General features: G+C 58.1%; 25 protein-coding genes and 1 other RNA gene. 10 read left to right on the forward strand and 16 right to left on the reverse strand.

Translation table 11 applies throughout. From position 1 onward, the window contains the following. Window positions 1-22 precede the first annotated feature (22 nt). Window positions 23-1,117 carry a BMP family ABC transporter substrate-binding protein gene (locus EDC26_RS19260; protein ID WP_243700986.1) on the forward strand — a complete coding sequence of 365 codons (1,095 nt, stop codon included), beginning with the start codon at window positions 23-25 and terminating at the stop codon, window positions 1,115-1,117. A 210-nt stretch (window positions 1,118-1,327) separates the two neighbouring features. Here the strand turns inward: EDC26_RS19260 and EDC26_RS19265 are convergent, their stop codons facing one another. From EDC26_RS19265 to EDC26_RS19315, 11 genes are all read right to left on the reverse strand, one after another. Continuing rightward, window positions 1,328-2,143, reverse strand: a complete 816-nt coding sequence (locus tag EDC26_RS19265) for an alpha/beta fold hydrolase (RefSeq protein ID WP_132586080.1) — start codon at window positions 2,141-2,143, stop codon at window positions 1,328-1,330. A 2-nt stretch (window positions 2,144-2,145) separates the two neighbouring features. Then, the gene (locus EDC26_RS19270; RefSeq protein ID WP_132586083.1) at window positions 2,146-2,958 is read right to left on the reverse strand and encodes an ABC transporter ATP-binding protein; all 813 of its coding nucleotides are present in this window, start codon (window positions 2,956-2,958) and stop codon (window positions 2,146-2,148) included. 2 nt (window positions 2,959-2,960) lie between these two features. Further along, window positions 2,961-4,013 (reverse strand): FecCD family ABC transporter permease, encoded by a 1,053-nt coding sequence (locus EDC26_RS19275; RefSeq protein ID WP_132586086.1) that lies wholly within the window; start codon window positions 4,011-4,013, stop codon window positions 2,961-2,963. After that, the gene (gene ybgF / locus EDC26_RS19280) at window positions 4,013-4,702 is read right to left on the reverse strand and encodes a tol-pal system protein YbgF (protein WP_132586089.1); all 690 of its coding nucleotides are present in this window, start codon (window positions 4,700-4,702) and stop codon (window positions 4,013-4,015) included. Before ybgF ends, EDC26_RS19275 begins: the two co-directional genes overlap by 1 nt. A gap of 75 nt (window positions 4,703-4,777) precedes the next feature. After that, window positions 4,778-5,269: a peptidoglycan-associated lipoprotein Pal gene (pal, locus tag EDC26_RS19285; RefSeq protein WP_132586092.1), complete on the reverse strand. Its 492-nt coding sequence runs from the start codon at window positions 5,267-5,269 to the stop codon at window positions 4,778-4,780. Between the two features lie 33 nt (window positions 5,270-5,302). After that, window positions 5,303-6,544, reverse strand: a complete 1,242-nt coding sequence (tolB, locus tag EDC26_RS19290) for a Tol-Pal system beta propeller repeat protein TolB (RefSeq protein ID WP_243700988.1) — start codon at window positions 6,542-6,544, stop codon at window positions 5,303-5,305. Between the two features lie 84 nt (window positions 6,545-6,628). Beyond that, window positions 6,629-7,777: a cell envelope integrity protein TolA gene (tolA, locus tag EDC26_RS19295; RefSeq protein WP_132586098.1), complete on the reverse strand. Its 1,149-nt coding sequence runs from the start codon at window positions 7,775-7,777 to the stop codon at window positions 6,629-6,631. 43 nt (window positions 7,778-7,820) lie between these two features. Next, window positions 7,821-8,270: a protein TolR gene (gene tolR / locus EDC26_RS19300; protein ID WP_132586101.1), complete on the reverse strand. Its 450-nt coding sequence runs from the start codon at window positions 8,268-8,270 to the stop codon at window positions 7,821-7,823. Continuing rightward, window positions 8,270-8,941, reverse strand: coding sequence for a protein TolQ (gene tolQ / locus EDC26_RS19305; protein WP_132586104.1), 672 nt, complete (start codon window positions 8,939-8,941; stop codon window positions 8,270-8,272). Before tolQ ends, tolR begins: the two co-directional genes overlap by 1 nt. A gap of 2 nt (window positions 8,942-8,943) precedes the next feature. After that, a complete protein-coding gene (ybgC, locus tag EDC26_RS19310; RefSeq protein WP_243700987.1) occupies window positions 8,944-9,360 on the reverse strand; it encodes a tol-pal system-associated acyl-CoA thioesterase in 417 nt (138 codons plus the stop codon). Further along, window positions 9,357-11,090, reverse strand: coding sequence for a proline--tRNA ligase (locus EDC26_RS19315; protein ID WP_132586110.1), 1,734 nt, complete (start codon window positions 11,088-11,090; stop codon window positions 9,357-9,359). The genes ybgC and EDC26_RS19315 overlap by 4 nt, the downstream gene beginning before the upstream one ends. 69 nt (window positions 11,091-11,159) lie before the next feature. Between EDC26_RS19315 and EDC26_RS19320 the strand changes: the two genes are divergently transcribed. From EDC26_RS19320 to EDC26_RS19330, 3 genes are read left to right on the forward strand one after another with little or no spacing between them, the layout of a single operon-like run. After that, a complete protein-coding gene (locus tag EDC26_RS19320) occupies window positions 11,160-11,720 on the forward strand; it encodes an RNA pyrophosphohydrolase (RefSeq protein ID WP_132586113.1) in 561 nt (186 codons plus the stop codon). Next, on the forward strand, window positions 11,701-12,378 hold the full coding sequence (locus EDC26_RS19325) for a response regulator (protein WP_132586154.1): 678 nt from the start codon (window positions 11,701-11,703) through the stop codon (window positions 12,376-12,378). Before EDC26_RS19320 ends, EDC26_RS19325 begins: the two co-directional genes overlap by 20 nt. A gap of 3 nt (window positions 12,379-12,381) precedes the next feature. Continuing rightward, window positions 12,382-13,878, forward strand: a complete 1,497-nt coding sequence (locus EDC26_RS19330; RefSeq protein ID WP_132586116.1) for a sensor histidine kinase — start codon at window positions 12,382-12,384, stop codon at window positions 13,876-13,878. Between the two features lie 95 nt (window positions 13,879-13,973). Here the strand turns inward: EDC26_RS19330 and EDC26_RS19335 are convergent, their stop codons facing one another. The 3 genes from EDC26_RS19335 to EDC26_RS19345 form a co-directional block, all read right to left on the reverse strand. Continuing rightward, window positions 13,974-14,882 (reverse strand): NAD(P)-dependent oxidoreductase, encoded by a 909-nt coding sequence (locus EDC26_RS19335; protein WP_132586119.1) that lies wholly within the window; start codon window positions 14,880-14,882, stop codon window positions 13,974-13,976. Window positions 14,883-15,231: 349 nt separating this feature from the next. Next, entirely contained in the window at window positions 15,232-16,737 is a 1,506-nt protein-coding gene (locus EDC26_RS19340) for a tripartite tricarboxylate transporter permease (RefSeq protein ID WP_132586121.1), read from the reverse strand. Between the two features lie 12 nt (window positions 16,738-16,749). Continuing rightward, entirely contained in the window at window positions 16,750-17,211 is a 462-nt protein-coding gene (locus tag EDC26_RS19345) for a tripartite tricarboxylate transporter TctB family protein (RefSeq protein ID WP_132586124.1), read from the reverse strand. 379 nt (window positions 17,212-17,590) lie between these two features. On the opposite strand from EDC26_RS19345, the gene EDC26_RS19350 reads away from it, so the two are divergent. From EDC26_RS19350 to EDC26_RS19365, 4 genes are all read left to right on the forward strand, one after another. Further along, window positions 17,591-18,001: a hypothetical protein gene (locus tag EDC26_RS19350; RefSeq protein ID WP_132586127.1), complete on the forward strand. Its 411-nt coding sequence runs from the start codon at window positions 17,591-17,593 to the stop codon at window positions 17,999-18,001. After that, the gene (locus EDC26_RS19355; protein ID WP_132586130.1) at window positions 18,001-18,312 is read left to right on the forward strand and encodes a cell division protein ZapA; all 312 of its coding nucleotides are present in this window, start codon (window positions 18,001-18,003) and stop codon (window positions 18,310-18,312) included. The genes EDC26_RS19350 and EDC26_RS19355 overlap by 1 nt, the downstream gene beginning before the upstream one ends. A 44-nt stretch (window positions 18,313-18,356) precedes the next feature. Beyond that, window positions 18,357-18,539, forward strand: a non-coding RNA gene (ssrS, locus tag EDC26_RS19360) — 6S RNA. A 49-nt stretch (window positions 18,540-18,588) separates the two neighbouring features. Beyond that, entirely contained in the window at window positions 18,589-19,326 is a 738-nt protein-coding gene (locus EDC26_RS19365) for an SIMPL domain-containing protein (RefSeq protein WP_132586133.1), read from the forward strand. On the opposite strand, the gene lgt is transcribed toward EDC26_RS19365, so the two are convergent. Next, window positions 19,277-20,074, reverse strand: a complete 798-nt coding sequence (gene lgt / locus EDC26_RS19370) for a prolipoprotein diacylglyceryl transferase (RefSeq protein WP_132586136.1) — start codon at window positions 20,072-20,074, stop codon at window positions 19,277-19,279. The genes EDC26_RS19365 and lgt overlap by 50 nt on opposite strands. Window positions 20,075-20,260: 186 nt before the next feature. Between lgt and EDC26_RS19375 the strand changes: the two genes are divergently transcribed. Next, a complete protein-coding gene (locus tag EDC26_RS19375) occupies window positions 20,261-20,665 on the forward strand; it encodes a c-type cytochrome (RefSeq protein ID WP_132586139.1) in 405 nt (134 codons plus the stop codon). A gap of 16 nt (window positions 20,666-20,681) precedes the next feature. On the opposite strand, the gene hppD is transcribed toward EDC26_RS19375, so the two are convergent. Further along, a complete protein-coding gene (hppD, locus tag EDC26_RS19380; RefSeq protein WP_132586142.1) occupies window positions 20,682-21,794 on the reverse strand; it encodes a 4-hydroxyphenylpyruvate dioxygenase in 1,113 nt (370 codons plus the stop codon). A gap of 161 nt (window positions 21,795-21,955) precedes the next feature. Here hppD and EDC26_RS19385 point away from each other — a divergent pair, with 161 nt between their 5' ends. After that, on the forward strand, window positions 21,956-22,432 hold the full coding sequence (locus EDC26_RS19385) for an Lrp/AsnC family transcriptional regulator (RefSeq protein WP_132586145.1): 477 nt from the start codon (window positions 21,956-21,958) through the stop codon (window positions 22,430-22,432). Window positions 22,433-23,105: the final 673 nt, after the last annotated feature.

Here is a 23,105-nt window from a genome sequence, read left to right on the forward strand (position 1 = left end):
ATTCAAACACCAAGGGGAAATCATGTTCAAGAATCATATGCGCCGCTTTTTGTGCGCGGCGGCTCTGGCGCCCGCCATGGCGCTTTGTGCGTCGGCGGCCGGTGCTGCGGCATCCGAGCCGCTCAAAATCGGCTTTGTCTATGTCAGCCCGGTTGGAGAGGCGGGCTGGTCGTGGCAGCAGGATCTGGGGCGCAAGGAGCTGGAAAAGAATCTGGGCGACAAGGTAAAGACTCAGTATGTCGAATCGGTGCCTGAAGGGGCGGACGCTGAGCGCGTTATTCGCGATATGGCGCAGCAGGGCGACAAGCTTATTTTCACGACGTCGTTCGGTTATATGAACCCCACCCTGAAGGTCGCCAAGCAATTCCCCAATGTTAAATTTGTACATTCAACCGGCTATAAAACAGCGCCCAATGTCGCCACGACCAATGCGCGTTTCTATGAAGCCCGTTATCTGGCGGGCATCCTGGCCGGGAAAATCACCAAGACCAATGTGGCGGGCTATGTTGCCGCGTTCCCAATACCCGAAGTGCTGCAAGGCATTAACGCCTTCACGCGCGGCATGCGCAGCGTCAATCCCAAGGCCGAAGTACGGGTCATCATGGTTAACAGCTGGTTCGACCCGGGTAAAGAACGTGATGCCGCGTTGGCGCTGATCGGCCAGGGCGCCGATGTGCTCACGCATCACACCGACTCTACCGCCGTGGTGCAATTGGCCGAAGAAAAAGGCAAATATGCCGTGGCCTACCATTCGAATATGATCAAATTCGGCCCACATGCGCAAATTGCTGCGGTGACGCACCACTGGGGCAAGTATTTCACCAAAGAGGCGCAAGACGTCATCAATGGCACATGGAAGTCCGACAGCACCTGGGGCGGCATCAAGCAAGGTATGGTCGCGCTGGAAGGCTACGGCCCGGCGGTGACCGACGATATGAAGAAATTCGTACTGGCCAAGCAGGCCGAAATCGTCGCAGGCACGCTTACGCCGTTTGACGCGCCCATTACCGACAACACCGGCAAGGTCCGTCTGGCGTCCGGTTCGCTTAACGACGATGGCTTGAACAAAATGAATTATTACGTTCAGGGCGTGGTGGGCCAATTGCCCAAAAAATGATCGGCCCGCGCTCGCCGTCTTGATGGCCGGGATGGCGTTACGCCGAGGTTCTGTGCGTGGGATGGCACCCACAAGGGGTGCCGCTACGAAAGCGTACCCGCTGCTAATGTAGCGGCAGCCCTTGTGGCTGCCACCCCGCGCCATATACAGATTTGCTCATGTAGCGGCACCCCTCATGTAGCGGCACCCCTAGTGGCTGCCATCGCTGCATTACCCGCGCTCCCCAAAAAAACGCATCAACCGCTCGTTGAATGCTTTGGGATTGGCCAGATTCATGCCGTGCGAGGCGAGCGGAATGGTCGTTCGTTCAACATCAGCGAAAATGGATTCAAGGATATCCAGGCGTTGACCATACCTGGCCGGGCTATTGGCACCGCCCAGCAAAAGGACGGGGCAATTCAATCGTTCGGCGCGGGTCAGATCGAACTCGAGTGCAGCTTCGTGTATCTGGGACAGCAAGGTGTAGGCGTTGTCTTTAACCATGGTTTTGAACCAGCCCACCATTTGATGCCAGGTGCCGGCCCCGTTTACCGCATCCACGAAGTCGCGCATCGCGTCCTCTATGTCGCCGGCCTTGATTTTTTGCACGACATCACGCTGAAAAGAGGGTTGCGCCGGCTCACCCTTGATCGGGAACCCCGGGTCGGCCAAAGTCAGGCTACGGGTCAGCTCCGGGGCCGTGCAGGCCGCTTCCAGCGCGACGTGCGCGCCGCGCGAATGCCCGACGATATGCACGGGCTGGCCCGGGCTTTGCTGTCGCAGGAAGGCGATCAGGTCCTGCGCATGCTGCGCGATGTTATAGGCTGGGTTGTCGTCGCTAAAGGTTGTTGGCCAGCAGCCGCGCAAACTGGGCGCCAGCACCTGGAACTGTTGGCTCAATGCTGGTATCTGCCAGCGCCAGTAGCGATAATCGCACAGGGATCCGTGAATAAGCAGTACGCCCTGGCCTTGGCCCGCGGCCGTGTAGGCCAGCGGGTAATCCAGTCCGGACGAAATGGTTTGGGGCAATGGGTTGATGGTAGGCATGGTTAGATGTGCAGCAGATCGTCGACCAGCACGTAGGGCAGTCCCTGGCTGCAGGTTTCGACCCGCGCTCGAATGGAGAAGGCCTGGGCCAGGTTTTCAGGTGTTATCACTTCGCGCGGCGCACCGCTGGCTACGAGTTTGCCCTGTTTCATGATCAAAGCATAGTCGGCGTAGCGTAGCGCCATATTCAGATCGTGCAGCACAATCACGGTCAGCAGGCCGCGTTCGCGTGTCAGGGACCGCAATAGCTGCATGACGTGATGCTGGTAGTTCAGGTCCAGCGAGGCGAGCGGCTCGTCGAGCAGCAGCACGGCGGGTTGGTGGATCAGCGCCTGGGCGAGGCCCACCAATTGCTTTTGCCCGCCCGAGAGTTCGTCCAGGTAACGTGAGCCCAGCCGCGCGATGTCCAGATCCTTCAAAACGGCTTCAACCCGCTCTGTGGCGCGATCAGGCGGGGAGGCGGCCTGTGCCGTGCGCTGACGCGCGTGCAGCGCCACCAGCACGGCTTCCACGACGGTTAGATGGACATCGCCGGGCAATGATTGCGGCAGGTAGCGTATATGGGTAGCGCGCTGCGCGGCCCCCCATGCTCTTAAATCGTCAGCACCCAGTTTGAGCGTTGTGGCCTGAGCAGGTATGAGTCCAGCCACGCTTTTGAGGAGCGTTGACTTTCCGCTGCCGTTGGCCCCAAGCAGAGCGACAAGCGACCCGCCAGCCAGGTCGGGCACATCAAGCTGCGAGAGTATGGGCTGCGAGCCCAGGGTGACTGAGATCGCGCGGACTTGCAGCGTGCTGGAAAGTGGTTCTTGAGGCATGGCTATTGCAGAACCTGGCGACGCAGAAGGGCGAGCAGAAAGAAGGGGATACCGACCAGGGTAGTGACGATTCCCACCGGCAGTACCCCATCGGCGATGATCAGCTTGGACGCAATTGATGCCGCTATCAAAATGACTCCGCCTGTCAATGCACTGGCGGGGAGGTACCAGCGATGGTCTTCGCCCCAGATGCGGCGTGCGATATGCGGCGCGATCAGACCGATAAAACCGATCACACCCACCAGGGCGACCGCCAGAGCCGCCAGAATGCTGATCCGGATCAGGGCGGCGCGGCGCACCTTGTGCGTATCGACGCCGAAACTGGTGGCGCGTTCGTCGCCGAAACGCAGGGCGGTAAGCTGCCAGGCTTGTTTAAGCGAAAACAGTGAAACGACGATCAGCGTCAGGCTCATGATGCCGACCCGGGGCCAGTCGGTGCGGGCCAGGCTCCCCATCATCCAGAAAATCAGATCCTGCAGCGCCGTGGCGCTGGCGGTAAATTGCACCAGGGACAGCAGCGCATTAAAAATAAAAACCAAAGCAATGCCGAACAGGACGATTCCGGCGGCGCCGATGCGCGCCTTGCGCGCCACCACGTCAAGCAGCCATGCGCAAAGCAGGGCAAAGAGAAACGCGTTGATCATCAGCATGTACTGGGCAGGGACCAGGGGCAGGCTGATATGCAGAATCAGAGCCAGCGAGGCCCCCAGCGCGGCGGCCGACGATATCCCCAGCGTAAAAGGGCTGGCCAGGGGGTTGTTGAGCACGGTTTGCATTTCGGCGCCCGCCAGTCCCAGCGAAGCGCCGACGGCCAACGCCATCAAAGCCTGCGGCAGGCGTATTTGCCAAACGATGGCGGCCAGTGCAGGGTCGGACGATTCGGGGTGCAACAGCGCTTGCAGTACCGTCATGGCACCCAGACGCGCCGGGCCTATCAGGGCATCCGCGCACAGCAGGCCCACAATAATGCATGCCAGCAAGGCCAAATGGCCCTTTTTGCGTCGCCAGGCGTATTGGTGGGCCCCGGCAGTCGCATACGCGGGGTCGCGAGACATTATTGCAAGAGCTTAAGGCGACTTTTTGCGGTTTCGGCGGCGGAGGTCTGCGGATAGCTTTTCACTATTTTCTGCAGGCTGCTTTTGGCTCCCGCCATATTATTCAATTCGATCTGGCTCGCGGCTACGACAAGCAGTGCGTCAGCCGCGCGTGGGTCTTTGGGATTGGCCTGCACCAGGCTTTGCAATTCCTGGATGGCGCCCTTGAAGTTCTTGCTGGCATAAAAACTGCTGCCTTGATAGAACTGGGCTTCGGCGGCCAGCTGGCTGTTGGGGTAATTTTTGAGAAACCCGCCAAAAGCAGCCGCGGCTTCTTTGTATTTGCCACTGTGGAACAGACCCATGGGCTGGTCGAAGGCCGTTTGTTCTTGCGGATTGTCCACCTTCGGGTGGCTGCCGCCGGACTGGTCCTGAGTGGACCGCTTGTCCATGTCTTGTTGCCAGCGTAGCTTCTCCAGTTCGCCACGCATGCTGGTGACCTCGCTTTGCATGGTCTCGAGCTGGTCGGCCAGTTGCAAGCGCGCCTGCTGGTTCTGATCGGTAATTTGCTTGATTTGCGCCCGCAACTCAAGAATGGCGCGACGTGCATCGTCGTCGGCGAATGCATGGGCGGGGATGGTGACAGACAATAGCGAGATTGTGGCGGCCAAGATGGCGGTACGGCGCAGAGACAAGGAGTAAAGGCTCATTTTGGTATCCATTCAAATAAAAACGCCGTAGCGGATGGCCGCCACGGCGTTGCTATGACTTACCGCGGTCGGATATTAACGTTGATAGACAATATCGGCGCGACGGTTTTCAGCATAGTCGGCTTCGGTCGTGCCCAAGGCCTTGGGCTTTTCCTTACCGAAGCTGATGGCTTCAATCTGGTTGCTGTTGACACCCAGCAGCGTCATCATGCGCGCTACTGCGTCGGAACGGCGTTGACCCAAAGCCAGATTATATTCAGAACTTCCGCGTGCATCGGCGTTGCCTTCGATGCGGATCTTCTGCTGGTTATGGGCGGTCAAATACTTGGAGTGCATCTCAACCAAGCTGCGGTACTGATCTGCTACCGTATAGCTATTGAATTCAAAGTAGACCGAACGCTGTTGGGCGAGGGGGCTTTGCGGGTTGAAGGGGTCCATGATTTGCCCAGAATTTGCCGCACCGGACCCAGAACCGTTAGCGTTCTTGTCGAGAGGTACGGAGCTGCAAGCTGCCAGCGAGGCAGCCAATACAGCGATAGTGAGGCTTTTGGCAATGCGCGAGCTCATTTAAGTTCCTTTGAAAAAGAGTCACACTGAAAATTAGTTGGTAAATGGTCCCCAGGTGGGTTCGCGCACTTTTCCGCTGAGGGCCGATAGCGTTTGACGCACACGGCCATCAACGGACACAACTGCTAAAACGCTGCGACCACCTTGTACAGAACTATAAAGGATTTGCATGCCGTTCGGTGCAAAACTTGGTGACTGGTCATCGGGTCCGGCGGTCAATAATTGCTCGGATCCGCTGGACATATTTTGCATTGCAATACGGAATGCGCCCCCTCTGCGGGTAACGTACACCAGGTTGCTGGCATCGGGGGAAATGCGAGGTGAGACGTTGTAACTGCCATTGAATGTGACGCGTTGCGCGTCGCCGCCGCCGATCGACACCTTGTAGATTTGCGGGTTGCCTCCGCGGTCGCTGGTAAAGACCAGCGACCCGCCGTCGGGCGTGTAGAAAGGTTCGGTGTCTATGAGTGGCGAACGCATGATTCGGCGCAGGCCCGAGCCATCGAGGTTCATGGTGTAAATCTGGGAAATGCTGTCGCGCGAAAGCACGATGGCCAGTTGCTGCCCATTGGGCGACCAGGCTGGCGCACTGTTGTTACCCTTGAAATTTGCGATCGGGGTGCGTGTTCCGGTGGCCAGGGTTTGAAGGTACACGACCGGCTTGCCCGATTCGAAACTGACGTATGCCAGACGCTTGCCATCCGGAGACCAGGCCGGAGAAATAATGGATTGTTTCGAACGCAACATGACCTGCGGATTCTGCCCATCTGCGTCTGCAATTTGTAACTCATAAGTGTTGCCCGTTTGCAACACATAGGCGATGCGAGTGGAAAACACCCCACGCACGCCGGTAATTTTTTGGTAGATCCGATCGGCTATTTGATGCGAGATACGGCGCAATTCTTTTTCGGTGCCGGTGAAAGCGACGCCATCGATCTGGCTTTTGCGCACCGAATCGACCAAACGATAGCTGACGCTGTACTGCCCGCCCGATTGGGTAATTGAACCGTAGGCCAGGTAGTCGGCGCCGCGGTTGCGCCATTGATCGTAGGAAATCGAGCTTTCGGCGTTCAGATTGGCGCCTGCGGCGTTTATCAGCTGAAATTGCCCCGAGCGGGTCAGGTCATCCCGGATGACTTGGGCTATCGCTTGCCCGTGCGCGTCGCCCGCATAGTCGGCAATGGCAATTGGATACTGAGTGGCGCCTACGCCGGAGATATCGACGCGCAGTTGCGCATGCGCCGGCTGGCAGACAATAAAACTAGTTACGAGCATAAGAAGCCCGCAAACCCAAAGCCAGCCAGGTCGTGCCGAGGCGGTTTTGCTTAATGTAGCGGCTGTCATATGTGCAATCTCCTGTCATTCATACATGCGGTAGTCGCCCGTGACATACGAAGGATATCTACCGGAAGGGGGTTTGGGGAATGGTGAGCAATTCTGGATTCCCGTCGCGACCGCGCGATCAAATCCCTGGATGCCTGAAGAGCGCTGTACTTCGACGCGAGTCACGTGGCCCTGAGCATCAAGATTCGCTTGGTATTGTACAGTCGGGTTGGCTCCGGCACGTGGCGGCACCGGATAGGCGACGTGTGGGCGTACGCAGGCCGCCACTTTGGCTGCATAGCCATTGTCGTTGCCGCCGCCGCCCGATTGATTGCGGTCTGCTGTGCCGCCCGGGATGCCTGCTGCACCCAGCGCATCACCGCGCATGGCCTTCCTGAGGGCGTCGCGTTTGGCGGCCGCGGCCTTCTCGGCAGCGGCTTTCTTGGCGGCTTCGGCCTTGGCTGCCTTGTCGGCTGCGGCCTTTTCCTCGGCCGCTTTTTCTTCAGCGGCTTTTTCTTCAGCGGCTTTTTTAGCCGCATCGGCCTTGGCTTTCTTGTCGGCTGCCGCTTTGGCGGCGGCTGCCTTTTCGGCCGCGGCTTTCTCCTGGGCCGCCTTTTCGGCGGCTTTCTCGGCGGCAGCCGCTTTTTGCGCAGCCGCCTTTTCCGCAGCGGCTTTCTTGGCCGCTTCAGCCTTGGCCTGCTTGGCAGCCAGATCGATAGCGGCTTTCTCGGCCGCCGCCTTCTCTGCGGCCTGTTGTGCGGCCTGTTTCTGTTCTTCTTTCTGGCGTTCCTTGCGTGCTTTTTCCAGCGCGATTTCGGGGTCGACCTCAGGTTTTGGGGGGGCAACGACCGGGGGAGGCGGCGCAGGCGTCGGGGGCGGTGTAGGGACCGGCGGCGTGGGCTTGGGCGGTGGAGTTTCTTTGGGCGGGGGAACGGGTTTCGGGGGAGGCGTAGGCGTATCAGGCGTTTTGGGCTCGGTATCGGCCGGAGCCGCCGTAGGCGTTGTGCCGTTGGCCCAGAGCTCGATTTGCACCGGGTTCGGGTTTTTGGGCGAGGCCCAGAAGCCGAACAGCATAAGCAAAATCAGCAGCGCATGGAAGGTTGCGGCATACCCCAGCCCACGGCGCTCATCCTGTTGTTCAGGCGTTCTGGGCTTGGTTGTATGAGTAGATGTGGTTGGCTTCATGGCTTAGGGGTGGTGCCCTTTGTCGCAGGTAGGCGGCTGGAGGCTATTTCTTTTGCACTTCGGTACCGGATTTCTGGTCGACGAGCAATCCCAGGCGCGTTACTCCGTTGCTGCGCAATTGATCCATGACTTTCATGACGGACTCATACGGAACCTTGCCGTCGGCGGCGATCACGACCGGCGTGTCGGCCGTGAGTCGTGATTGCACCTCGCTCACCAGGTTCTGACTGTCAATCTTTTCGAATTGCGCGCCCGCTTCGCGGCGTCGCAAGGCAATGGAGCCGTCTTCGGAAATTTGCACTTCAATGGGCGCGGCCGGGACTTCGGCGGCCTGTCCGACCGAGGGCAGGTTGATCAGGCCCGGGGTGATCATTGGCGCGGTGACCATGAAGATCACCAGCAGCACCAACATGACGTCGATGTAGGGGACGACGTTGATTTCGTTTTTCATGCGACGGCCGCTGCGGCCGATGTCACTGCGATTCGATAGCATCAGCGCACCTGCCGCTGCAAGATGTTGAGGAACTCGTCGATGAAGCTGTCAAAGCGGATGGACAGGCGATCGATCTGGTTCGTATAGCGGTTGTAGGCAAGCAGCGCCGGTATGGCCGCGAAAAGCCCGAATGCCGTGGCAATCAGCGCTTCGGCAATACCCGGGGCAACCGCAGACAGAGTCGCTTGTTGCATGGATGACAGGCCGATGAAGGCGTGCATGATCCCCCATACGGTGCCTAGCAGCCCGATGTATGGGCTGACCGACGCGGCCGAAGCCAGAAAGGTCAGGTGCGATTCCAGGCCGTCCATTTCGCGCTGGTAGGTGGCGCGCATGGCGCGGCGCGGGCCATCCAGGGTGGCTTCGCCGCCGTTGCTGCGGCGCGCCTTGATGAATTCGCTCATGCCGGCGTCGAAGATGCGCGCCAGCGATCCGTGCTCGGCGCGGCGGCTGACGATGGCCTGTTGCAGAACCGACAGGTCGCCGCCCGCCCAGAAATCGTCTTCGAAACGGCTTGTTTGATCATTGGCGCGTCTGAGGGTGCTTCGCTTGCTGAAGATATATGTCCACGATAAAACCGAAATGGCCAGCAAAATAAGCATGACCAGTTGCACCGGGATGCTGGCGTTGAGCAATAGGGTAAGCAACGACATGTCGCTAGAGGCTTGCATAATTATTCCTGAACCTTTTCCAATAGAGTTCTAAGTTCGCGAGGCAATGCGGCAGGGCGAAGTGTGTTCGTATTCACGCTGCAAACTTTGATCGTGCTTTCGCACAGCAGTTCCCCGCCGCATGTGGCAGATTGTTGAAAATCGATCGAGGCGTGACCGAGGCGGGTGATTTTACTGTGTACTGTCAGCAGATCGTCGAGCCGGGCCGGCTTGCGGTATTGTATTTCAACTGTTTTGACGACGAACATTCGCTGCTCGCGTGCGGCCAGTTCCGACTGGTTGACCCCCAGGCGGCGTAACCATTCGGTGCGGCCTCTTTCAAAAAACTTTAGGTAATTACCGTAAAACACGACGCCCCCGGCATCGGTGTCTTCGTAATATACGCGAATCGTGAGGGTGGAGAGTTGTTCCTGTGTCAAAGCGATTCCAAACGTTTGACAATAGCCGTTAACGCTTCGGCAACCGGCACCTTGGCCGCGGCTTCATCGCTGCGCGCCTGCAGTTCGAGTATGCCTTCTTTCAGGCCGCGGTCGCCCACCGTAATCCGTACGGGTACGCCAATCAACTCCCATTCGGCAAACATCACTCCGGGGCGGATATCCCTGTCGTCAAGCATGACTTCAACGCCTGCCTGCTCCAGCTCGCGGTAAAGAGTTTCGGCCGCGTTGCGAACTGTTTCACTTTTATTCCACCCCATTGGACAGATGACGACCTCGTAAGGCGCAATGGCTTTGGGCCAAACCATGCCGCGAGCGTCGTGGCGCTGCTCGATGGCGGCCGCCGCAATACGGCTGATTCCGATCCCGTAGCAGCCCATTTGCAGCAGGGCCGGCTTGCCGTCCGTATCCAGGAACGTGGCGTCCAGGGCTTTCGAATACTTGTCGCCCAGGAAAAACACATGGCCCACTTCGATGCCGCGTTGAATGGCCAGGTGGCCGCCTTGCGGATCTGGATCGCCTGCGGTGACGTTGCGCAAATCGGCGACCTGCGGTTCGGGCAGGTCGCGGCCCCAATTGACTCCGGTGTAGTGAAAACCTTCGCGATTGGCGCCGCAAATGAAATTATTCATGTGGGCAACAGTGTGGTCGGCAATGACAACTACGGGTTTGCGAGGATTTACCGGACCCAGATATCCTGGCACGCAGCCGAAGGTGTCGAGAATTTCGTCTTCCGTCGCAAAGCGATGGCCATTTTCGAACCCAGCCAACTTGCTGGCTTTGATTTCATTGAGCGAATGGTCGCCGCGTATCAGCAAAAGCCATATGGTTGGGGCGGCTTTGCCGTCTGCGGCCTCGGTAGCCAGAACAATCGCCTTTACGGTGTCGGTGAGCGGGCGCTTTAACTGCGCGGCCACGATTTCGCATTTGGGCGCGTCGGGGGTGGCGGTTTCGACCAGCGTTTCGCTGGCTGCGCCGCGCAGGGCGATCAGGGTCGGCGCGGCGGCCAGCTCGATGTTGGCGGCATAGTCTGAATCGGGGTTGTAGACGATCAGGTCTTCGCCGGTGTCGGCAATGACCTGGAATTCGTGACTGCGCGAGCCGCCGATCGAGCCGGTGTCGGCGGCAACCGCCCGGAATTCAAGGCCCAGGCGCGTGAATATTTTGATATAGGCCTGGTACATGAGATCGTAGCTGGCCTGCGCAGAGGCGGCGTCGCGGTCGAAGGAATAGGCGTCTTTCATGGTGAATTCGCGCCCGCGCATCAAGCCGAACCGCGGGCGGCGCTCGTCGCGGAACTTGGTCTGGATATGGTAGAAATTAAGGGGCAATTGGCGCCAGCTGTGGATTTCGTTGCGGGCAATGTCGGTGATGACTTCTTCAGAGGTGGGTTGCAGGACGAAGTCGCGCTGGTGCCTGTCCTTGATGCGCAGAAGCTCTGCGCCGTATTGTTCCCAGCGTCCGGATTCAACCCAAAGCTCCGCCGGCTGCACGACGGGCATGAGCAGTTCGATGGCGCCCGCACGGTTCATTTCTTCGCGCACAATGTTTTCAATTTTGCGCAATACCCGCAGGCCCAGCGGCATGTACGTGTATATGCCGCCGGCCACTTTGCGGATCATGCCGGCCCGCGTCATGAGCTGGTGGCTCGTGACGTCGGCTTCGGCGGGGGCTTCTTTCAGTGTGTTGATGTGGTAGCTGGATGCGCGCATAGTGGTGAGTATCTCGACAGGTACGTATAATCAGGCGTAATTGTATTGAATTTGCTTTTGGGGTGGCCCATGTTAGATCGTGAAGGCTACCGTCCTAATGTCGGCATTATCCTCGTAAACCAAAAAAACGAGGTTTTCTGGGGTAAACGTATTCGTGAACATGCATGGCAGTTTCCGCAAGGCGGCATCAATTATGGCGAGACTCCGGTCCAGGCCATGTATCGAGAGCTCCACGAGGAAGTGGGCCTGCGGCCTGAGCATGTTCGGATATTAGGGCGTACGCGTGATTGGCTGCGTTACAACGTGCCGAGCAATTTTATTCGGCGCGATTCGCGCGGTCACTATAAGGGGCAGAAACAAATCTGGTTTTTGCTGAGGATGGTCGGGCGCGACAACGATGTGTGTTTGCGCGCGACCCGGCACCCCGAGTTCGACGCTTGGCGTTGGAGCCAGTTCTGGGTGCCGTTGGAAGCGGTTATCGAGTTCAAGCGCGAGGTCTATGCGCAGGCGTTGCAAGAGCTGGCCCTGATCCTGTTCAGGCATGGCCAGGAAACCCGCTTCCTGCGTCAACGCGCGCAAGGCCAGCGTCAGCGGGATCGTATCGATCACCATGCGCATACTGCTGGTTGAAGACGAGCACGAAATGGCCGCATGGCTCGAGCGGGCGCTTGCGCAAAGCGGCTTCGTGCCTGATCACGCGGGCGACGCGGCCACGGCCGAAGAGAAGCTCGGGCAGGCCGATTATGACGCGGTTGTCATGGATTTGCGCCTGCCTGATAAACATGGGCTGGTTTTGCTGCGCGAGATGCGCGCGCGCGGCGATATCACTCCGGTGCTGATCCTTACGGCGCAAGGAGCTTTGCAAGATCGGGTGCGTGGCCTGAATCTGGGGGCCGACGATTTTTTAACCAAGCCCTTTGCTCTGGAAGAGCTTGAGGCGCGGCTGACCGCGTTGGTCCGCCGCAGCCGCGGGCATCCCGCGGGGCGGCTGCGCTGCGGGGCGCTCGAGTACGACAACGAGAGCCGCTCCTTTTCGCTCAATGGCGTTATTGTGCATTTGACCCCGCGTGAACATGCCGCCCTGGGAGTCTTGCTGCTGCGCATGGGCGTTCCGGTTGAAAAAAACCAGTTGTTTGCCAGAGTGTTCGAGCATGACAGCGACTCGAGTCCGGACGCCATAGAAGTGGTGCTGCATCGCTTGCGCAAAAAACTGGCGGGCGGCGATGTGCACATCGTTACCGTGCGTGGGCTGGGCTATATGCTCGAGAGCATCTCGGGCGGCCTGTAATTCATGGCGTGGATAAAGTTCCCTGCCTTGGGCGGAATCCGTTTCTGGTTGCTGGCGCTTTTAATGCCGGGCGCGGTGACGCTGCTGTTAGTCGATAGCTGGAACGATTATCGGTCGTTGACCGACATCACCGAGCAAGTCTACGACAGCGCGTTGCTCGAGCCAGCCAAGGTGCTCGAGGCCAGCGTTGAATTCAACTCCGATGGGTCTTTGCGCATTGAGCCGCCGTTTTACGCGCAGGCCATGCTGGAGTCTCGCGCCGGAAGCCGAAAATATTTTCGGGTCGAGGAGGTGACGCCCAGCCTGCCCAGCCTTGCGGGGATCGATGCCCGGCAATTCGAGGGCAAAACCTTGCTGGGCATGGCCGGCCTGCCGCGCCCGGCCAATTTGGCCCTGCGTGAGGGTTTGCCTGTTTTTTACGATGCGGTGTATCGGGGAGATACGGTACGCATGCTGGCCTTGTGGCGTGATCTGCATTACCGGGGCGGACACAGGCAGATCATGGTGCTGGTGGGTGAAAGCATGGGGGTGCGCCTGCGCACCGAGCACGAGGCCGGAATTGCCGCGCTGTTTCGCGATGGTCGGATGTTGCTGATGATGGTCTTGCTGGTGTGGTTTAGCGTGGTGTGGGCCTTGCGGCCGCTCAAGCGCTTGCGCCACGAGGTGAGGGCTCGCGAGGTCGATAACCTGTTGCCGCTGGATACCGAGCATGTGCCTCGCGAGGTAGTGCCGCTCGTTAATGCAGTGAATCATCACATTGATTTATATCGCAGCGTGCTCGATAAACAGGCGCAGTTCCTGGCTGATGCGTCGCACCAGTTGCGCACGCCGCTGGCCATTATGCTCACGCAGGCCCAGTATGCCCAGCGCGAACCCGATGGCGCGAGGATGCGCGAGTCGCTGGCGGCGATTGTCGCGCAACTGGGCCGCACGACGCGGCTGACCGAACAGCTGCTGGCCTTGGCCCACGCGAGCCAGCGAGGCGAGAAGCGGCTGGAAAAAATTGATCTGAATGCTCTGGCTACAGACGTGGTCTTGCAGTATCTGCCTTTGGCGCGCGAACAGGGTCAGGATTTGGGTTGGGCTGCGCCATCCGGGGGGCTTGACGGAAATTCGCCCTCCGAGTGTTTCGCACTGGGTAACGAAGCCGAGATCCGCGAGTCTGTGTCTAATCTGGTTCACAATGCCATCAATCATGCAGGGCCCGGCAGCGCTATTACAGTGGCGGCTGGAACGGACGAGCAATGGGCATGGCTTTCGGTGTCGGACAATGGCCACGGGCTCGATCCCATGCTGCGCGACAGCGTTTTTGTGCGTTTTGACCGCGGCGGCCCGCAACGCCAGGGCCTCAGGGGTTCGGGCTCCGGTTTGGGGTTGGCTATCTCGCTGGCCTATGCCCAGCGCAATGGCGGCACGGTGACGCTTGAAGATGGCGAACCCAATGCGCAGCACGGCGTAGGCCTGCGCGCCGTGCTGCGAGTTCCGCTATTCAAGGCCTGAACCGCGCCAGCCCTTGTGGCTGCCCAAATCGTTGATATGTAGCGGCACCCCTTGTGGGTGCCATCAATAAAAGCACGCGGCCGATTTAAATGGAATCAGTCGTTGCGTAGACGCTTAATCAGGCTGGAGGTATCCCAGCGGTTTCCTCCCATTTGCTGCACGTCGGCGTAAAACTGATCGACCAGGGCCGTGACGGGTACGCGTGCGCCATTGTGTTTGGCCTCGCTGAGGACCAGGCCCAGGTCTTTGCGCATCCAGTCGACAGCAAAGCCGTAATCGAATTTGCCGTCCACCATGGTGGCGCCCCGATTTTCCATTTGCCAACTTTGAGCGGCGCCTTTGCTGACCACCTTCAATACCTTGTGCATGTCCAGCTTTGCGGCCTGACCAAAGGCGATGGCTTCGGACAGGCCCTGTACCAGGCCGGCAATGCATATCTGATTGACCATTTTGCAAAGCTGTCCGGAACCCGACTCGCCCAGCAAAGTCACCGCCTGCCCGTAGGCATAGGCGATAGGCTCTATGGTGTTGAAAATGGCCGAGTCGCCGCCGCACATGACGGTAAGCACGCCATTGACGGCACCGGCCTGCCCGCCCGACACGGGGGCGTCGATAAAGCCTATGCCGTGCTTTTGCGCGATTTGGTATAGCTCCCGCGCGACCTCGGCCGAGGCCGTTGTGTGGTCGACGAAAATGGCGCCTTTCTTCATGCCGGCAAAAGCGCCGTGCTCTCCCAGAACCACGCTGCGCAGATCATCGTCATTGCCCACGCAACAAAATACGATGTCGGCGCCGTGTGCCGCTTCCTTGGGCGTCTTGGCCCCGCGGCCGCCAAATTCCTTGACCCAGGCGTCGGCTTTGCTGGTGCTGCGGTTATAGACTGTGACCTGATGGCCCGCGCGGCTAAGATGCCCAGCCATGGGGAAACCCATGACGCCCAGCCCAAGAAAGGCAACTTTCAGGGCCGCCGCCGGTTTGTAGGATTTAACGTTGATCGAGGGCATTGCATTTTCTCCGTGAGCAGGTGAACAAGGCATAAGATACGCCAGTGAATAAGGCAGGTAAGCAGATGAGCAAGGCATAAGATTACCTCAATCGGCCTTTGCCTCGTGCGTGTACCGTCCCGTTGGCCGGGACTTTTGCCTGATCGCCGCTTTTGTAGGGGCAGCCCTTGTGGCTGCCATTTTTCCCAAAATGTAGCTATGTTTTGATTGTTGAAATTGTGCCACCCACAAGGGGTGGCGCTACATGAATGGCAGGTAGGTTTTTGTAGCGGCACTGCGCTTTTGTAGCGGCACCGCGCTTTTGTAGCGGCACCCCTTGTGGGTGCCATCTGGACAGGAACCTCGCTCGCTATACTTCTTCCACAAAGGTTTCGTCGCGCTTCTTGCGGATCGAGGGCAGGGCCACAATAATCACCAGCAGGGTCGCCGCGACCAACAGCGACATGGATAGCGGCCGAGTGACAAACGTGGTGAAGTCGCCGCGGGCCAGCAGCAGGGCGCGGCGGAAGTTCTCTTCCATCATGGGCCCCAGCACCAGGCCCAGCAGCAGCGGTGCGCCTTCGCATTTAAGCTTCGACCAAATATAGCCGATCAGGCCAAATGCGGCGGTCATCCAGATATCGAAGACGTTGTAGTTCAGTGAATAGACGCCCACCGTGCAAAACACCAGAATGGCCGGAAAGAGTATCCGGTAGGGCACTTGCAGCAGTTTTACCCAGATGCCGATCAAGGGCAGGTTGAGTACGACCAGCATCAGGTTGCCGACCCACATGGAGGCAATCAGGCCCCAGAACAGGTCGGGGTGGCTGGTCATGACCTGCGGGCCTGGCTGGATATTGTGGATGGTCATGGCTCCGAGCATAAGCGCGGTGACCGCGTTGCCCGGAATCCCCAGCGTGAGCAAAGGAATGAATGAAGTTTGCGCGGCCGCATTGTTGGCCGATTCCGGGCCTGCCAGGCCTGCCGGGTGCCCCTTGCCGAAACGCTCGGGATTTTTGGATATTTTTTTCTCCAGCGTGTATGAGGCAAAGGACGAGAGTACAGCGCCGCCGCCCGGGAGTATCCCCAGCGCAGACCCCAGGAGGGTGCCGCGTACGCAGGCCGGCGCCGATTCCTTGAATTCCTGTTTGTTGGGATAAAGCGACCCGATTTTCCCGGTGATATCGACGCGCTGGTCCTTGAGCTCGAGGTTGGTCATGATCTCGGCAAAGCCGAACACCCCCATCGCGACTACGGCGAAGTCGATTCCGTCCTGCAATTCGGGAATACCGAAATCGAAACGCGCTACGCCCGAATTGACATCGGTGCCGATCATCCCCAGCAGCAGGCCAAGCAGAATCATGCAGATGGCCTTGGGGAGCGACCCGGAGGCCAGCACGACGGCGCCGATCAGACCCAGTACCATGAGTGAAAAATATTCGGCCGGCCCGAATTTGAAAGCCACTTCAGCCAGCGGCGGCGCAAACCCGGCCAGTAAAACCGTGGCAAAGCAGCCGGCAAAAAACGAGCCTATGGCCGCAATGGCCAGCGCCGCGCCCGCCCGGCCGTTACGCGCCATCTGGTGGCCGTCGAGCACGGTGACGACCGCCGAGGTCTCGCCCGGTAGGGCAACCAGAATGGCGGTCGTAGACCCGCCGTATTGGGCGCCATAGTAAATGCCGGCAAGCATGATCAGGCCCGCGACGGGCGGCAGCACGTAGGTAATCGGCAAGAGCATGGCGATGGTGGGTACGGGGCCTATGCCCGGCAGCACGCCAATCAGTGTACCCAGCAGGCAGCCGAGCAGGCAGTAGGCAATGTTCTCGGGCGTTAACGCCACCGAGAAGCCCAACATAAGATGATCAAGTAATTCCATAGGGTTTCTCCTTTAGCTGCCTAAAAAGCTGGGCCATAAAGGGAAAATCAACCCTAAACCCTTGATGAATGCAAGCCATACGAACAAAACCAGGAACAGGCCGTTGGCCACCGCTACTTTCCAGCTGAATTGATGGCTGGCAAAACTGCTTAGAAAGACCAGCAGGAAAACCGAGGCGTATACGCCCAGGTAATTAAGCACGATGCCGCACAACGCGACCGAGCCGATGACGACAAAGGTGATTCTCCAGTCGAACTTTTCAACCTCGACCTCTTGGGCTTTGGATGCCAGCGCCCCTATCGCCACAACCGCACCCAGGATGGCCAGACAGACTCCCAGCCAGAATGGGAAGTAGCCTGGGCCCATGCGGGCGGCCGTGCCCATGGAATATTTGCTTGAGCCCAGCGCAAACGCTGCGCCTATGGTCACAAACATAATTCCGGACCAAAAGTCCTGTTTATGTTTAAGCTGCATATTGGTGTGGCCTCCGGGGCGGCAGAATGTCTTTCAGTCGATCCGCTTTTTAAGCTGTGTGTCGGCTAATTGAAAGATTTCTTTAAAATAGTTGAACAGTGCGAAATGGTAATAGACCAAGCCGCTCATGCAAACCCCAATTTTCCCTTTGTTGTTCGGGGTTTACCCTTGATTTTGAAAATTTATGGGGTGGACGTCAGGCTCGGCGGCGTGAAGGCGTGAAATTGAAAGAATAATGAAAGGTGATGGAAAGAGCGATGAAAGGAAGCGAGGCGATGCCGACGCCTGGCGGCTCTCGGCGGGTTCGTAAACTATTGTCCTGTTCAGATACGTATTTACCCCTATCCATCCAGGGGCAGGATGGTTTACGATTACGCCCATGTTGCAAGATCTAGATTCTCTCGCTGCCCGAATCGGGCAATTGGTTCAGGCCACTCGTCTGCTGCAGGCTGATCGCGACACCTTGCGTGCGCGTCTCAAAAGTATCGAGCAGGAACGCAATGCCTTGCGCGATCAGCTTGCCAGGCGCGAAGCCGATCATCAATCCATTGCCGATCGGCTTGATCAGCACCAGGCCGAGGTCGAGTCTGTGCGGGCCCAGGCCGATGCGGCGCAGGCCGAGCTGCGGGTCGAGGCGTCGCGCTATCAAGTCGAATACGAGACGATGCGGCGCGACCTACAGGCCAGCCAGGCTGATTCGCAGCGTTTACGCGCGGCGGCCGGCACAGCCAAAGAACGTATCGACGCGGTTCTCATGCGTCTGCCCGGCGCTGCTCAGGAGCAAAGTTAATGGAACGCGTAGACGTATCGATATTGGGGCGCGATTATTCGTTGGCGTGCTCGGTTGCTGAAAAAGAGTCGTTGCTCGCCGCGGTAAAATATGTGGATCAGCTGATGCTGCGTGTCAAAGGTTCGGGTAAAGTCACCGGCAACGAACGCATTGCCGTGATGGCCGCGATCCAGATCGCTGCAGAATTATTATCTACAAAGGCGCCCGATGGCCCTTTCAGCAATGTTGCATTGGGCGATTTCAAGCGTAGAATTGAAGACATGAACACCTTGCTTGACCAGGCGCTGGTAGGCGCCGGTTCAGGCAAATAATATAAGAGTCCGAGCCCCTGTCTGAAGGCAAGAGGCTCAACAGTTAGTCCCTGCAGTGCTCGTGACATGGCCATACATTCCTTGAACCAATGCTATTGGCATACCGGTTGCTGGATTGGCAAGTAGGCGTGATCTCCTCTTTTGGCGAACCCGAAGCTTGGCTGAAAGCGACCACCTTGAACCTAAGGTTCCAGGATGCCGGCCTAGACGGCACAGGCGGGGCAATTTTGAAAAGCTCGTCCATTGCGGCGGGCTTTTCTTTTATGGAGGTCAAATATGTATCTGTCTGAACAAAAACGTAAATGGCTGTCGGTGGCCGTGCTTGCGGCGGCAGCGAATTTTCTGGCTCTGCCCGCACAGGCGCAGAATGCGGCGACGCAGCCTGCACAAAGCTGGCCGCAGGCATCGCTTGGCGCCGAGGTATCGGCGCAGGTGCTCCAGGATACGGTCAAGATCACGCTGGCGTCCGAACTTGACGGGGCGTCTCAAACCAAGGTGGCCGATCAGCTTAGCAAAACACTGGAAGGCGTCATGCACGATGTAAAGGGCGACGCCAAGGTCAAGGCGAGCAGCGGTAATTTCCGCGTGTGGCCCGTGAATAACGAACATGGCAAGATCAGTAGCTGGCATGGCCGTGGCGAAATATTTTTGGAGTCGACCGATTTGGCGGCTGCCTCGGCCCTGGCGGCCAAAGTCAGCGACCGCATGCCCATCGCCAACCTGGCTTTTTCGGTATCGCCCAAGGCTCGGGCCAAACAGGAACAGCTTATGCTCACGCAGGCTGCCCAGGCATTTCGCGAACGCGCCAAAGCACTGACCGAGGCTTTGGGTTTTGCTTCATACACGATCCGCAATATTGAACTGGACGGGGTGGCTGCGCATTATCAACCGGTGCCGCACATGATGGCGATGGCTGCGCCCAAGGCGGGCACAGCCACTCCGCTCGAGGCTGGTACCGAGACCGTTACCGTGTCGATGCGTGGCTCGATTTTTTTGCGCTCAGCACAAAAATAATTGCGCCGATAAGAATCATGGGCAGCGATAGCAGCTGGCCCATCGACAAGCCACCCAGCAACAGTCCCAGAAAATAATCGGGTGCCCGGGTAAATTCAACCAGGAATCGGAAGGTGCCGTAGCCCATGAGGAAAACGGCGCTGGTCTGGCCCACAGGGCGCGGCTTGCTGGAAAACCACCATACCAGTGCAAATAGCGCAAAGCCTTCCAGCCCCATTTCGTACAGTTGCGAAGGGTGGCGTGGAATGCCGTCGTGAGTCTGCGGGAAAACCATGCCCCAGGGCATCGTAGTGGGGCGGCCCCACAGTTCGCCATTAATGAAATTTCCCAAGCGGCCGGCCGCCAGCCCCAGAGGGATGAGTGGCGCTACAAAGTCGCCGATTTCCAGCAGGGATTTCTTTTTTTTGCGTGCAATGAGCAGCAACACCAGTATGACGCCCAGCAGTCCGCCATGAAACGACATGCCGCCCTGCCATAAATAGAAAATTTCCAGAGGGCGGGCAAAGTATACGGACGGCTGGTAGAACAGCACGTATCCCAGGCGCCCGCCCACCACGACGCCCAACACGCTATAGAAGATGATGTCTTCCAGATCGTTTACGGTCAGGTCGGATTTGCCGTGGTTGATGCGCCAGCGTCCAAGCACCCAGACCAGGGCAAAGCCGCATAGGTACATTAACCCGTACCAGTGTATGGCGAGAGGACCGACTTGCAAGGCGATAGGATCGAAATGTGGGTAGTGCAGCATGGGGGAGTTCTTGAAATTAAATATCGTCGATAATACAACGATATGCTTCAAGACCCTCACGGGCGGAGCTCTGACCAGAGTCTTTCTGGAAGGTGCGACGTGCTTGTTGTAGGTTTGGAAAGCGACGCCCCTGCTATGGGTTCAAAAACACAGTGCTTGCCACGAATTGAAAAACGAAGCGCCGTCATGGGTTTAAAAATTTTCGCGATAACGCTGGGTGCGGCCGGTGCGTTTTCGTGCGCGCTAGCGGGTGCGCAGCCAGGGGGCCACGATTTGCGTGGCGCAAATGCGCCAGCGGGCGCGTCAGTGGGTACGCAATCGACAGGCACGGATTTGATTCGCGCCAATAACTGTCTGGCATGCCATCAGGTTAGTCAAAAGCGGGTCGGCCCGGCATTTACCTTGATCGCAAAGCGTTTTGCCGGCCAGCCCGGCGCAGCCGAGTACCTGGCTGGCGCGATACGCCAGGGCGGCAAGGGACGTTGGGGGCCTGTGCCCATGCCCGCTCAACCGCAAGTCAGCCCCGAGCAGGCCAGTGCAATTGCGGCGTGGATATTGACTCTGGCGGCACCTGGCCCCGACCCGTCCTGAAAGATGCCCGCCTGCCCTAATCGACGGCTTTCACCACGCCGCGGCGCATCTGGTCGAGCTCAATCGATTCGAACAGAGCCTTGAAGTTGCCTTCGCCAAAGCCGTCGTTGCCTTTGCGCTGGATGATCTCGAAAAAGATGGGCCCAATCTGGTTTTCGGTGAAAATCTGCAGCAACAGCCCGCCGCCCGGCGCGCCATCGAGCAGTATTTTGTTTTTCCGCAGGCGTGCCGCATCTTCACCATGATTTTCCAGCCGGCGATCCAGCAGTTCGTAATACGTGTCGGGCGTATCCAGAAATTGCAGTTTCGATGCGCGCAACTGTTCGACCGTGCTGTAGATGTCGTCGCTGGCCAGCGCGATATGTTGTATGCCCTCGCCATGGTACAGGTCGAGATATTCCTGGATCTGTCCTTTTTCCGCCGTGCCTTCTTCGTTAATGGGGATGCGGATGTTGCCGCACGGCGAGGTCATGGCTTTGGATTTGACTCCGGTGATTTTGCCTTCGATATCGAAGTAGCGGACCTCGCGAAAATTGAACAGGCGCTCATAGAATTCCGCCCATTCGTCCATGCGCCCTTTGTGTACGTTATGTGTCAGATGATCGATGCGTACCAGGCCGGCTCCTTTGTGGCTGACATCGGCCTGGGCAGTGCTTGGTTCGATGGGCTCGAAATCCACGTCGTAAATACTGATGTCGCCGATCCCGCCATGTCCTTTTTTGCCGTGCCAGCGATCGACCAGGTATATCAGCGAATCACCGATCCCTTTAATGGCGGGGATGTTCAACTCCATCGGGCCGCTATGTGTATCCAGACCCCAAGCCCCCATTTCGAGTGCGCGTCGGTAGGCGTGAGCAGCATCCTGAACGCGGAAGGCAATGGCACAGATCGACGGACCGTGCAGTCGGGCAAAGCGCTGAGCGAAGGAATCGGGCTCGGCGTTGATCAGAAAGTTGGCCTCGCCCTGGCGGTAGAGGGTTACGTTTTTAGTGCGATGCCTGGCAATAGCCTTGAAGCCGAGCGTTTCGAAAACCTTGCCCATCGCAATGGGATCAGGCGCTGCGTACTCGATAAATTCGAAACCCGCTGTACCCATGGGATTGTCCCAGGGTTGGAAACCGGTACTCATGGTGTTGCTCCGAAGAAAGATTGCCGCTTTACCCGCCATAGGAGGTTTGCGGCCAAGCCCTAATTTTAAGAAAAAATGCGAGGCATATGATTGCAAAAATGGCTTGAACACGATCGCTTTAAGCAATTTAATAGCGTTTTAATAAATAAATAGGGCTATATGTGTCTCAAAATTCACTTGATAGGATAGATCGTCAAATTTTGATGGAGCTGCAGCGCAACGGGCGCATGAGCAATCAGGATCTTGCCGATAAAGTGGCCTTGTCGCCCAGCCCTTGTCTGCGGCGTGTGCGCCGCCTGGAAGAAGAGGGCTTTATCAGCAACTATGTGGCGTTGATCAATGCGGACAAGGTGGGCCTGGGTTTGCTGGCTTACGTATCGGTGCGGCTGAACAAAACCGCCAGGGCAAGCCATGCGCCCATGTCCGATTTCGCCCGCGATGTCCAGGCCTGGCCAGAGGTAGTGGAGTGTTATGCCATGACGGGCGACATGGATTATCTGTTGCGGGTGCAGGTGGAAGACCTGAAGAAATTCTCGAAATTCGCCATGGATAAGCTCATGCAGCACCCCGCTGTAGTCGATATGCGTTCAAGCTTTACCTTGCAACGGATAAAGGAAACGACGGAGATAGCGGTATAGAGGCGAATGAACATTCTTGCTGTCACTGATTTTGACAGCTATAAGGGGGGCCGCTACAACAGCGCACCCCCAAAGACTGCCGCGCTAGAAGCGGTGGGCAGGTATGTGTAGCGGCACCCCTTGTGGGTGCCATGCCGGGAGGCAGCGCGACGCGACGGGTGCCGTGTAGTCCCGTACGATCGCCTTTCTATGGCGCGGTTCAGAAAAAAAATGATTGTTTCATTTCAATGCGTTAGGGTCTTGGCGCGGGCCGGGGGGCGGTGGGCGAGGGGGATGATGGGTGCCCCGGTTTGCACACCCCTTCAAAGGCGTGCTATAGTTCGGTTCTTTCGCGGCGGGTCTCTCAGGGTAAACCCTGTAATTTCAGGGAATTCGAGAGGGTCCAGGCGGCGGGAAGAAGGCAGTGAGCGGGTGAAGTGGGTGGTACGGTGGAGTCGGAAGTGAAGTTGACAAGCCCGGCGAAGTGCTTCATAATCTCGCTTCTCTGCAGTAACGAAGGTTCACCGGCAGTTCGGTGGGGCGGCGTGAAGAGGCAGTACCGAATACGCAGTACCGATGGGGCGAGATTAGAAGGTCCACATCGTTTGTTCTTTAACAATCAAACAGTCGATAAGTGTGGGCGCTTGGAATGAGTGGGCAGCCTTTCTCACGAGAGGTCGCATCAAGCAATATC

Origin of the sequence: Paralcaligenes ureilyticus (assembly GCF_004346225.1) — a bacterium.
Classification (GTDB): domain Bacteria; phylum Pseudomonadota; class Gammaproteobacteria; order Burkholderiales; family Burkholderiaceae_B; genus Paralcaligenes; species Paralcaligenes ureilyticus.

What these genes read in the sequence shown, in the direction of transcription:
- EDC26_RS19260 (WP_243700986.1), top strand. Translation starts at nt 23, where the DNA reads ATGTTCAAGAATCATATGCGCCGCTTTTTGTGCGCGGCGGCTCTGGCG.
- EDC26_RS19265 (WP_132586080.1), bottom strand. Translation starts at nt 2,143, where the DNA reads ATGCCTACCATCAACCCATTGCCCCAAACCATTTCGTCCGGACTGGAT.
- EDC26_RS19270 (WP_132586083.1), bottom strand. Translation starts at nt 2,958, where the DNA reads ATGCCTCAAGAACCACTTTCCAGCACGCTGCAAGTCCGCGCGATCTCA.
- EDC26_RS19275 (WP_132586086.1), bottom strand. Translation starts at nt 4,013, where the DNA reads ATGTCTCGCGACCCCGCGTATGCGACTGCCGGGGCCCACCAATACGCC.
- ybgF (WP_132586089.1), bottom strand. Translation starts at nt 4,702, where the DNA reads ATGAGCCTTTACTCCTTGTCTCTGCGCCGTACCGCCATCTTGGCCGCC.
- pal (WP_132586092.1), bottom strand. Translation starts at nt 5,269, where the DNA reads ATGAGCTCGCGCATTGCCAAAAGCCTCACTATCGCTGTATTGGCTGCC.
- tolB (WP_243700988.1), bottom strand. Translation starts at nt 6,544, where the DNA reads ATGCTCGTAACTAGTTTTATTGTCTGCCAGCCGGCGCATGCGCAACTG.
- tolA (WP_132586098.1), bottom strand. Translation starts at nt 7,777, where the DNA reads ATGAAGCCAACCACATCTACTCATACAACCAAGCCCAGAACGCCTGAA.
- tolR (WP_132586101.1), bottom strand. Translation starts at nt 8,270, where the DNA reads ATGCTATCGAATCGCAGTGACATCGGCCGCAGCGGCCGTCGCATGAAA.
- tolQ (WP_132586104.1), bottom strand. Translation starts at nt 8,941, where the DNA reads ATGCAAGCCTCTAGCGACATGTCGTTGCTTACCCTATTGCTCAACGCC.
- EDC26_RS19315 (WP_132586110.1), bottom strand. Translation starts at nt 11,090, where the DNA reads ATGCGCGCATCCAGCTACCACATCAACACACTGAAAGAAGCCCCCGCC.
- EDC26_RS19320 (WP_132586113.1), top strand. Translation starts at nt 11,160, where the DNA reads ATGTTAGATCGTGAAGGCTACCGTCCTAATGTCGGCATTATCCTCGTA.
- EDC26_RS19325 (WP_132586154.1), top strand. Translation starts at nt 11,701, where the DNA reads ATGCGCATACTGCTGGTTGAAGACGAGCACGAAATGGCCGCATGGCTC.
- EDC26_RS19330 (WP_132586116.1), top strand. Translation starts at nt 12,382, where the DNA reads ATGGCGTGGATAAAGTTCCCTGCCTTGGGCGGAATCCGTTTCTGGTTG.
- EDC26_RS19335 (WP_132586119.1), bottom strand. Translation starts at nt 14,882, where the DNA reads ATGCCCTCGATCAACGTTAAATCCTACAAACCGGCGGCGGCCCTGAAA.
- EDC26_RS19340 (WP_132586121.1), bottom strand. Translation starts at nt 16,737, where the DNA reads ATGGAATTACTTGATCATCTTATGTTGGGCTTCTCGGTGGCGTTAACG.
- EDC26_RS19345 (WP_132586124.1), bottom strand. Translation starts at nt 17,211, where the DNA reads ATGCAGCTTAAACATAAACAGGACTTTTGGTCCGGAATTATGTTTGTG.
- EDC26_RS19350 (WP_132586127.1), top strand. Translation starts at nt 17,591, where the DNA reads ATGTTGCAAGATCTAGATTCTCTCGCTGCCCGAATCGGGCAATTGGTT.
- EDC26_RS19355 (WP_132586130.1), top strand. Translation starts at nt 18,001, where the DNA reads ATGGAACGCGTAGACGTATCGATATTGGGGCGCGATTATTCGTTGGCG.
- EDC26_RS19365 (WP_132586133.1), top strand. Translation starts at nt 18,589, where the DNA reads ATGTATCTGTCTGAACAAAAACGTAAATGGCTGTCGGTGGCCGTGCTT.
- lgt (WP_132586136.1), bottom strand. Translation starts at nt 20,074, where the DNA reads ATGCTGCACTACCCACATTTCGATCCTATCGCCTTGCAAGTCGGTCCT.
- EDC26_RS19375 (WP_132586139.1), top strand. Translation starts at nt 20,261, where the DNA reads ATGGGTTTAAAAATTTTCGCGATAACGCTGGGTGCGGCCGGTGCGTTT.
- hppD (WP_132586142.1), bottom strand. Translation starts at nt 21,794, where the DNA reads ATGAGTACCGGTTTCCAACCCTGGGACAATCCCATGGGTACAGCGGGT.